The 8,228-nt window shown below is 70.0% G+C and carries 8 protein-coding genes; 4 read left to right on the top strand and 4 right to left on the bottom strand.

Annotated features, from left to right (window positions below):
- Positions 1 to 83: 83 nt before the first annotated feature.
- Genes trhA through ACWIE7_RS15115 form a run of 4 tightly spaced genes read right to left on the bottom strand, consistent with a single transcriptional unit; the run spans position 84 to position 5,007 of the window.
- Positions 84 to 779 carry a PAQR family membrane homeostasis protein TrhA gene (gene trhA, locus ACWIE7_RS15130; protein ID WP_454069802.1) on the bottom strand — a complete coding sequence of 232 codons (696 nt, stop codon included), beginning with the start codon at positions 777 to 779 and terminating at the stop codon, positions 84 to 86.
- Between the two features lie 34 nt (positions 780 to 813).
- A complete protein-coding gene (locus ACWIE7_RS15125; protein ID WP_454069800.1) occupies positions 814 to 2,553 on the bottom strand; it encodes an AMP-binding protein in 1,740 nt (579 codons plus the stop codon).
- The gene (locus ACWIE7_RS15120) at positions 2,535 to 3,701 is read right to left on the bottom strand and encodes an acyl-CoA dehydrogenase family protein (RefSeq protein WP_452099541.1); all 1,167 of its coding nucleotides are present in this window, start codon (positions 3,699 to 3,701) and stop codon (positions 2,535 to 2,537) included. Before ACWIE7_RS15120 ends, ACWIE7_RS15125 begins: the two co-directional genes overlap by 19 nt.
- 1 nt (position 3,702) lies before the next feature.
- Complete coding sequence (locus tag ACWIE7_RS15115) at positions 3,703 to 5,007, bottom strand: acyl-CoA dehydrogenase family protein (protein ID WP_452099540.1); 1,305 nt, start codon at positions 5,005 to 5,007, stop codon at positions 3,703 to 3,705.
- Positions 5,008 to 5,230: 223 nt separating this feature from the next.
- Here ACWIE7_RS15115 and ACWIE7_RS15110 point away from each other — a divergent pair, with 223 nt between their 5' ends.
- The 4 genes from ACWIE7_RS15110 (at position 5,231) to ACWIE7_RS15095 (ending at position 8,221) form a co-directional block, all read left to right on the top strand.
- The gene (locus tag ACWIE7_RS15110) at positions 5,231 to 5,425 is read left to right on the top strand and encodes a ferredoxin (protein ID WP_182631440.1); all 195 of its coding nucleotides are present in this window, start codon (positions 5,231 to 5,233) and stop codon (positions 5,423 to 5,425) included.
- 20 nt (positions 5,426 to 5,445) lie between these two features.
- Entirely contained in the window at positions 5,446 to 6,360 is a 915-nt protein-coding gene (locus ACWIE7_RS15105) for a 3-oxoacyl-ACP reductase (RefSeq protein ID WP_454069798.1), read from the top strand.
- 243 nt (positions 6,361 to 6,603) lie between these two features.
- Positions 6,604 to 7,368: an MlaE family ABC transporter permease gene (locus tag ACWIE7_RS15100; protein WP_295648583.1), complete on the top strand. Its 765-nt coding sequence runs from the start codon at positions 6,604 to 6,606 to the stop codon at positions 7,366 to 7,368.
- Position 7,369: 1 nt separating this feature from the next.
- Positions 7,370 to 8,221, top strand: coding sequence for an MlaE family ABC transporter permease (locus ACWIE7_RS15095; protein ID WP_182631437.1), 852 nt, complete (start codon positions 7,370 to 7,372; stop codon positions 8,219 to 8,221).
- Positions 8,222 to 8,228 lie beyond the last annotated feature (7 nt).

Raw genomic sequence — 8,228 nt, 5'->3', positions numbered from 1 at the left:
AGTCGCGGGTGTCGCGGCGTGGGTGTCGCGGCGTGGGTGCCGCGGGGCGGCGTGCGGGGGTCGGCCTGCGGTGCGGCGCGGGCTCAGCTGCCGAGCACGAACAGCAGCATCGCGGTCCAGTGACAGGCGAACGCCACGACCGTGCACGTGTGGAACACCTCGTGGAAGCCGTATACCCCCGGCACCGGGTCGGGCCGCTTGAGCCCGTACACCACCGCGCCGCCCGTGTAGGCGAGGCCGCCGGCCAACACTAGCCCCACAGCGACGGGATCCACGTCGATGAGGTCACCGGCGAACCACACGGCGGTCCAGCCCAGGACGATGTACAGCACCACGTACAGCCAGCGTGGGGCCGAGAGCCAGAACAGCCGGAACGCGATCCCCAGCAGCGCGCCCGTCCACACGACGACCAACAGGATCGTGCTGGCCGGCGGCTCGAGTGCGGCCACCGTCATGGGCGTGTATGTCCCGGCGATGAGCAGGAAGATGTTCGAGTGGTCCAGCCGTCGCATCAGTGCCGCGGCCCGCGGGGACCACTTGCCCCGGTGATACAGCGCCGAGATGCCGAACAGCAGCGACGAGGTCGCCAGGAACACCACACACGCCCACTTCAGCGCGGTGCCATCAGCCAGCACGGTGAGTACGACGCCCAACGCGATCGCCACCGGCAGCGTGCCGGCATGAATCCAGCCGCGGAGTAGCGGCTTGGGCGGGACGGCGGCGATACCGAAGTCGTCGCCCTCGGCAGGTCGCTGGTCAACGTTCACGGTGGGGTCCACATTCCGAACCTACCCGTGGCGCCTGCGCTGCCCATCACGCTGACGGCGAGAACCCCTCCGCGCCCTGCCCGCGCACCCACACGCGGTCCCCGGCGGGATCGGCGCCGAGCGAGGTGAGATCCCGGGCCCGGAACTTGAAACTCGCGGTCCGCGGCAGCGCCGAGGTGATCCGCAGAAGTGTCGGCCACTGCTTGGGGCCGAGATCGGGCTGCCCGGACAGGAATTCTCCGAGCCCCTCGGCAAACCAGCAGGCCACCGTGGCATCGGCGTCGCCGCGCAACACCACTGCCGCGGCCACGGCGTCACCGATGGCGCCCGGGCCGCGCACCTCGGCCGCCGGCACCGCGTACACGCCCACCTCTGCCACGTCGGGATGACGCCGCAGCACGCGCTCTATCGGTGCTGCCGCAAGATTCTCGCCGTCGACACGCATCCATCCGCCGGAGCGCCCGGCGAAGTAGACGTACCCGTCGTCGTCGACATACGCCAGGTCGCCGGAGTGGAAACGTCCCCCGCGCATCCTCTCGGCGTCGGCGGCCTCATCGCCCCAGTACCCGGCGAACAGGCCGGGCCCGTCGGCGATCATCTCGCCCACGGCCTCGTCGGGGTTGACCAGCGCGCCGTCGGCGTCGAACCGGGCGCGCGTGCACTCGGCGCCGGTCTCCACGTCGACGATCCGCACGCCCGCGGGCAGCGGACCGAGCGCGGCGTCCGGGGTGTCGGGCGTGCGCGAAATGGACAGACCGCCCTCGCTGGAGCCGAACCCGTCGACCACCCGCGCGCCGAAGCGGCGGGTGAACTCGTGCCGCACGTCGGCGGGGGCCTCGTTGCCGTAGACGACGCGCATGGGATTGTCGGCGTCGTCGGCGCGCTCGGCGGTGGCGAGGATGTAGGACAGGGGCGCGCCCACGTAGTTGGCGAACGTGCAGCCGTAGCGGCGCACGTCGTCCAGCCAGCCCGACGCGGTGAAGCGGCGGCGCTGCGCGATCGAGCACTGCGCGAACAGTGCGATCGGCCAGGCCACCATCACGGCGTTGGAGTGGAAGAGCGGCATCGCGCTGTACACGCAGTCCTCGGGACCCATTTCGAACCGCTCGGCGAGCATCCGTCCGGGCACCGAGATCTTGGACTGGGTGATGCGCACGGCCTTGGGGTCGCCGCTGGTGCCGGAGGTGAACACGAGCGCCACCAGGTCGTCTGCGCCGGTGGGGACGGTGTCCGGGGCGGGCAGCGTGGCGTCGGCGTGGCGGGCCAGCAGCGACGACCACTCCGGCGAGTCCACCGAGATGACGGGTACGCCGGCGTCGAGGTCGTCGAGGAGGGCCTCGTTGTCCGCGTCGGTGAGGATGACGGCGCAGTTCGCCAGCGTCGCGTCGCGCAGGAGTGCCTCTCCGCGCCGCGTGGGGTTGAGGCCGGCCACGACGAGCTCCGAGCACGCCGCCGCGCCGAGCAGGTGGAGGTACTCCGGGGTGCCGGACATGAGGAGACCGACGTGGGGATGCGGTGCGTCCGGCGCGGCCGCGGCGGGGGCGCCGGGCGACGAGTCCGACGACGACGACACGTCCGCCCGCGACCCCATCAGTTCCCGCAGTGCCGCGATCCGCACTGCGCTCTCCCGGGTCGCCTGCGACCAGGGCGTGAGCTGCCCGTCGGCCCAGATTCCGCGGTCGTCGATATCGGACAGGGCGTGCATCGCGTCGGCGACCGAGCGGAACGGCTCGGCGGCGACGTCGGCGATCGTCCGCACAGCGGCGCTCATGCTGAGTACTCCCATGGGTCTCCTTCGGTGGCCAGCACGTCGCCCAGGTCGAGCAGCTGCCGGGTGGCGCCACCGAGGCGGAACTCGCCGGCCTTGGCGGCGAGGAAGTAGCGGTGCGCGGGCTCGGAGCGGTCCAGGCCCACGCCGCCGTGGATGTGTACGGCGCTGTGGGCGAGGCGGTGGCCGGCGTCGCAGGCCCAGAAGTGGGCGGAGGCGACGGCATCCCGGGCGGCGGGCCCCGGGTGGCCACTACAGGCGTCGAGCTCGTAGGCCGCGCGCAGGGTGGACAGGCGGACCGCGTCCACGTCGATCATCCCGTCGGCCAGCCGGGCCGCGACGGCCTGGAACGAGCCGATGGGACGACCGAACTGGTGACGCGTGGTGGCGTAGGCGGCCGTGCGCTCGAGCGCGGCCTCGAGCACGCCCCACTGGTAGGCGGCCAGGTGGACGCGGCGACGCAGGGCGTCGAGTCCGATCACTTCGGCGGGCACCGGCGGGATGTCGTTCCCCTCGGAGAACTTGTAGTGGGACTCCGTAGCGCCCGGTTTGCGGTCCGCCAGCGGCCAGTACATCGGGGCGCCCGCGACGAGCCCAGCGCACGAGAAGTCCACCGGCACGGTCCGTTCGATCCGGACCGTATCCGCCGCGCGCGCCGTCGCGACGTCGCACACCCAGAGAAAGGAGTGCTCCTTCGACGGTGCGGGCGAGACGATCACGTCGGCGATCGGTGCCCAGTCCACCTCCGCAGAGGGGCGAAGGTTCCCGTCGCCCACCGCTGCGATCTCCGCGCCCTCGGCCACTGCGACGGCGCGGTCGGTCAGTCCGGCCGCAGTAAGCAGGTGTGCCGCGCGGATCCCGGGAGATAGCGGGACGGGCGCCAGCACGCGGCCCAGCTCCCGCAGGACCAGAGCCTCGCCCACCACGCCGAGCCCGGCACCGCCGAGGGGCTCGGGCGCCAGCGCGGTGGGCACGCCGGCGCGGACGAGTTCGTCCCAGAACCGGGCGTGGAATCGGGCGGTCTCACGGTCCGCGCCGCCGGACTCGGTGCCGGGGCCGAAGCGGGCGTCGAGCTCGCGCAGGGACTCGTCGGTGACCAGCTGCTCGCCGATCTCGCGGACGAGGCCGGCCAGCTCCGCGGTGGTGTCGTCGACGGAAAAATCCATGTCAGCTGTCCTTCCGGGCGGTGCTGGGGGACGCGGTGTCGGCGGACGCGGTGTTGGCCGACGCTGCGCTGGCGGGGGCCGGCGCAACGCGCGGCGCCGGCGGCAGTCCCAGACCGGCTGCGGCGATGATGTCGCGCTGCACCTCGTTGGTGCCTCCACCGAAGGTGAGGATGAGCGCCGAGCGGTGCAGGCGCTCGATGCGGCCGTGCAACGCCGCGGTGGGGGAGTGGGACCGCTGGTGACCCGACGAGCCGAGAACCTCCATGAGCAGGCGGTATGCCTCGCACGCGGTTTCGGTTCCGTACACCTTGGTAGCCGAGGCGGCGATGCGGGTTGGCGCTGCGGTGTCCGCGGAGACGATCTCCCAGTTGCGTAGTGCCAGGTACTCGGCCATCGCGTGGACGCGCGCGAGGTGGGTGCGGACCCATTCGTTCTCGATCACCATGCCGTCGCCGGGCAGGCCGACCTCGGCGGATCGGGTGGCCCGCGCCCAGGCGAGCACCTGCCGCAGCGAGGCCTGCAGAGGGCCGGCGGAGGTGAGGGCGACCCGCTCGTGGTTGAGCTGGTTGGTCATGAGCGGCCAGCCGCCGTGCTCGGGGCCGACGAGGTTGCTCGCCGGGACCACCACGTCCTGGTAGTAGGTCGCGCTAGTGTCGGGGCCGGCCATGGTGTGCACCGGGGTCCACGAGAAGCCCTCGGCGGTGGTGGGCACGACGATCATCGAGATGCCCTTGTGGCGCTTGGCGGCCGGATCGGTGCGGGCGGCCAGCCAGATCCAGTCGGCGTACGCGACGAGCGACGTCCACATCTTCTGTCCGTTGATCCGGTAAACGTCCTGCCCCTCGTGCTCGCCGGTCCCGGCCTCGCGAACCGCGCGGGTACGAAGCGATGCGAGATCGGTGCCGGAGTCGGGCTCGGAGTAGCCGATGCCGAAGTGCAGCTCGCCGCGACTGATGCGGGGGAGGAAGTAGTTCTTCTGCTCGTCCGAGCCGAACGCCATGATCGTCGGCGCGACGGAGTTGATGGTGAGGAAGGGCACCGGCACGCCGGCGATCGCAGCCTCGTCGGTGAAGATGAGCTGGTCGATCATCGGGCGGGCGCGGCCGCCGAACTCCTCGGGCCAACCCAGGGTCAGCCAGCCGTCGCGGCCCATCTCCGCGACGATCTCGCGGTAGGCGTTGCCGTGGCCGTACTCGCCGGTGGTCGAGGTGAACGCCTCACGTCGCTCGGGGGTCATCAGTGCCGAGAAATACTCTCGCAACTCGCCGCGCAGCCGTTGCTGATCGGGGGTGTAGGTGATGTCCATGGGTCCCTATGCTCGTCGTCGCTGTTGGAACGTGTTCCAGTTATGCGGATCACGCTAACACCGTGGGGCGCCGGATGGCGGGGCTCGGCGCGGGTGGGGCCCGACCGTGGCCGGTGACTTACACTCATGCTCGAGTAGGAACACGTTCTAGTGTCCCGGCTCACATAGAATCGACCCAGCCCCGGGGGCGCCGTGCCCGCTGGACCGACCAAGGAGAACTGGTATGCGGATTGAAGTGGATCCCGACCGCTGCGAGGGGCAGGCCGTGTGCGTGGGCCTCGCGCCCAAGGTCTTCGAGTTGAACGACGACGACGAGATCGTTCGCGTCATCGTGGACGAGGTGCCCGAGGAGCTCCAGAAGCGGGCCCTCAAGGCTGTGGAGAAATGCCCGATGGCGGCGCTCAAGGCCGTCGAGTGAGTGTGGAGGAGAAACGCGGAATGCTCGATCAGGATCTGTCCCTCGACGGCCGGGTGGCCGTGGTCACCGGCTCCGGCTCGGGCCTGGGGGCCTCGGAAGCCGTTGAGCTGGCCCGGTCGGGCGCGGCCGCTGTCGTGATCAACGACATCCGGGCCTCCGAGGCCACGGATGCGGTTATTGCGGATATCGAGGCCGCGGGAGCCAAGGCGGCTCTCGTCGTGGGCGACGTCTCCGAACGGGAGACCGCCGACGCGATGATGGCGGAGGCCATCAAGCTGGGCGGCCTGCACGTCGTCGTCAACAATGCGGGTATCACCCGCGACAAGATGCTCTTCAACATGTCCGACGACGACTTCGACGCGGTGGTCAAGGTCCACCTGCGTGGACACTTCCTGCTCACCCGCAACGCCGCCGCCCACTGGCGCGCGGAGGACAAGAAGCGCACCGAGGGCAGCGCGCCGATCTACGGCCGCCTCATCAACACGTCGTCCGAGGCAGGGCTCTTCGGCCCTTCCGGTCAGGCCAACTACGGCGCGGCCAAGGCCGGCATCACGGCGCTCACGCTCTCGGCGGCGCGCGTTCTCGGACGCATCGGCTGTACGGCCAACGCCATCGCCCCCCGGGGGCGTACCGGCATGACCGAGGCGGTCTTCGAGGCGTGGGACGAGTCCCAGGGGCCGGACCCGCTGTCCCCGGACCGCGTGGCCGACCTGGTCTCCTACCTCGCGTCGCCGGCGGCGGCGGGGGTGTCGGGGCAGCTGTTCGTGGTATATGGCGGAATGGTGGCGCTCGTCGAGGCCCCGGTCGTGGAGAAGCGGTTCGACGCTTCAGGGGGCATCTGGGATCGTCGCGCGTTCGCTGATGCTGTGTCGGGGCACTGGTCAGGGCGCGCGGAGGGCAAGTCCTTCTCGGCCGCGGAGATCATGAAGCTCTGACCCCGACAGGTGGCCCCTGACGTGTTTGTACGAGTTCACGCCAGGGGCCGCTGTGATGGGTGGGGCGCATGTTAGATTCCGTCCACATAATGCAAGGGGTCCGCTCGGGGGGGTGCCGAGGAAGCCCTTGCGGGATAGAACGTGTTCTAGCTAGTTTGTTACCGCGATCACACCGGGTGGTCACCGTCGCGTGACTTGATCGAGACCTGTGGTCCGGGGGATGAAAGGTAGGAGGGGGGCGTCATGGCGAATGTTCTCGACAAGCCACTCAGGGGAGTCGGCGACTTTTTCGCGATGACGCTCGACACCTTCGTCGCGTTCCCGTCGATCGTCCGCCAGGGGCGCGAGTTCATCGACCAGTCGTGGTTCATCGCCCGCGTATCGATGATGGCCACGATCCTCGTGGCGATCCCGTTCACCGTCCTTGTGAGCTTCACGCTCAACATCCTGCTGCGGGAGATCGGTGCGGCCGACCTCTCGGGCGCCGGCGCCGCGCTCGGTGCGGTCACCCAGGTCGGACCCATGGTCACCGTGCTCATCGTCGCGGGGGCCGGGGCCACCGCGATCTGTGCCGACCTCGGTGCCCGCACCATCCGCGAGGAGATCGACGCGATGGAGGTGCTGGGCATCGACCCGGTCAAGCGTCTCGTAGTTCCGCGCGTGGCCGCCTCGACGTTCGTCGCGCTCCTGCTCAACGGCCTGGTGTGCACGATCGGCATCCTCGGCGGCTTCCTGTTCTCCGTCCTCCTCCAGGGCGTCAACCCCGGCGCGTTCGTCAACGGCATCACGCTGCTGACCGGGCTGGGCGAACTCGTCCTGGCCCAGGTCAAAGCCGGCGTCTTCGGCATGTTGGCCGGCCTCGTCGCCTGCTACAAGGGGCTCTACGTCCGCGGCGGGCCGAAAGAGGTCGGCAACGCGGTGAATGAGACCGTCGTCTTCGCCTTCATGGCGCTGTTCGTGGTCAATACCGTCATCACCGCCGTCGGCGTCAAGGTTCTGGGAGCGTGACATGGCGGTGATAGAGACCACGCGGTTCCCGCGCCTGTCGCGTGCTCGCCATCGGGCGATCGGCGGGTTCGACAACTTCGGCGATCACGCCCTGTTCTTCTGGCGCGCGCTGGCGGCCACGCCCCGCGCGCTGACCCAGTACCCCAAGGAGACGCTGCGGCTCATCGCCGAGATCGCCATGGGAACCGGTGCGCTCGCGATGATCGGCGGCACGGTCGTCATCGTCGCCTTCCTCACCCTGGCCACAGGCGGCGTCATCGCCGTGCAGGGCTTCTCCTCGCTGACGGATGTCGGCGTGGAGGCGCTCACCGGCTTCTTCGCCGCGTTCATCAACGTCCGTATCGCCGCGCCGGTGATCGCCGGCATCGGTCTGGCGGCCACCATCGGCGCCGGCGCCACCGCCCAGCTGGGTGCCATGCGTGTCTCCGAGGAGATCGACGCGCTCGAGGTCATGGCCATCGATTCGGTGACCTACCTGGTGTCCACGCGCATCGTCGCCGGGATGATCGCGGTGATCCCGCTGTACTCGCTCGCGGTCATCGCCTCGTTCCTGGCGAGCCGCTTCGCGACGGTCGAGATCTACGGTCAGTCCGGAGGCGTCTACGACCATTACTTCTCGACGTTCCTCATTCCGACGGACATCCTCTGGTCGTTCGTCCAGGCCATCGCCATGGCCATCACGATCATGCTCATCCACACCTACCACGGGTACAACGCGGCAGGCGGCCCCGCCGGTGTCGGCGCGGCCGTGGGCAACGCGGTGCGCACGTCGCTCATCGCCGTGGTGACGGTAACCCTTCTCGTCTCGCTCGCGATCTACGGCGGAGACGGCAACTTCAACCTGTCGGGATAGGAGAGAC

It is taken from the genome of Dietzia sp. NPDC055343 (assembly GCF_053645265.1).
The sequence above is the reverse complement of the archived record's forward strand: the minus strand, read 5'-3'. Positions and strand labels throughout refer to the sequence as shown.

Bases quoted from the DNA above. Each gene is read 5' to 3' on its own strand.
- ACWIE7_RS15115 (WP_452099540.1), bottom strand. From the start codon at position 5,007: ATGGACATCACCTACACCCCCGATCAGCAACGGCTGCGCGGCGAGTTG.
- ACWIE7_RS15110 (WP_182631440.1), top strand. From the start codon at position 5,231: ATGCGGATTGAAGTGGATCCCGACCGCTGCGAGGGGCAGGCCGTGTGC.
- ACWIE7_RS15120 (WP_452099541.1), bottom strand. From the start codon at position 3,701: ATGGATTTTTCCGTCGACGACACCACCGCGGAGCTGGCCGGCCTCGTC.
- ACWIE7_RS15100 (WP_295648583.1), top strand. From the start codon at position 6,604: ATGGCGAATGTTCTCGACAAGCCACTCAGGGGAGTCGGCGACTTTTTC.
- ACWIE7_RS15095 (WP_182631437.1), top strand. From the start codon at position 7,370: ATGGCGGTGATAGAGACCACGCGGTTCCCGCGCCTGTCGCGTGCTCGC.
- ACWIE7_RS15105 (WP_454069798.1), top strand. From the start codon at position 5,446: ATGCTCGATCAGGATCTGTCCCTCGACGGCCGGGTGGCCGTGGTCACC.
- ACWIE7_RS15125 (WP_454069800.1), bottom strand. From the start codon at position 2,553: ATGGGAGTACTCAGCATGAGCGCCGCTGTGCGGACGATCGCCGACGTC.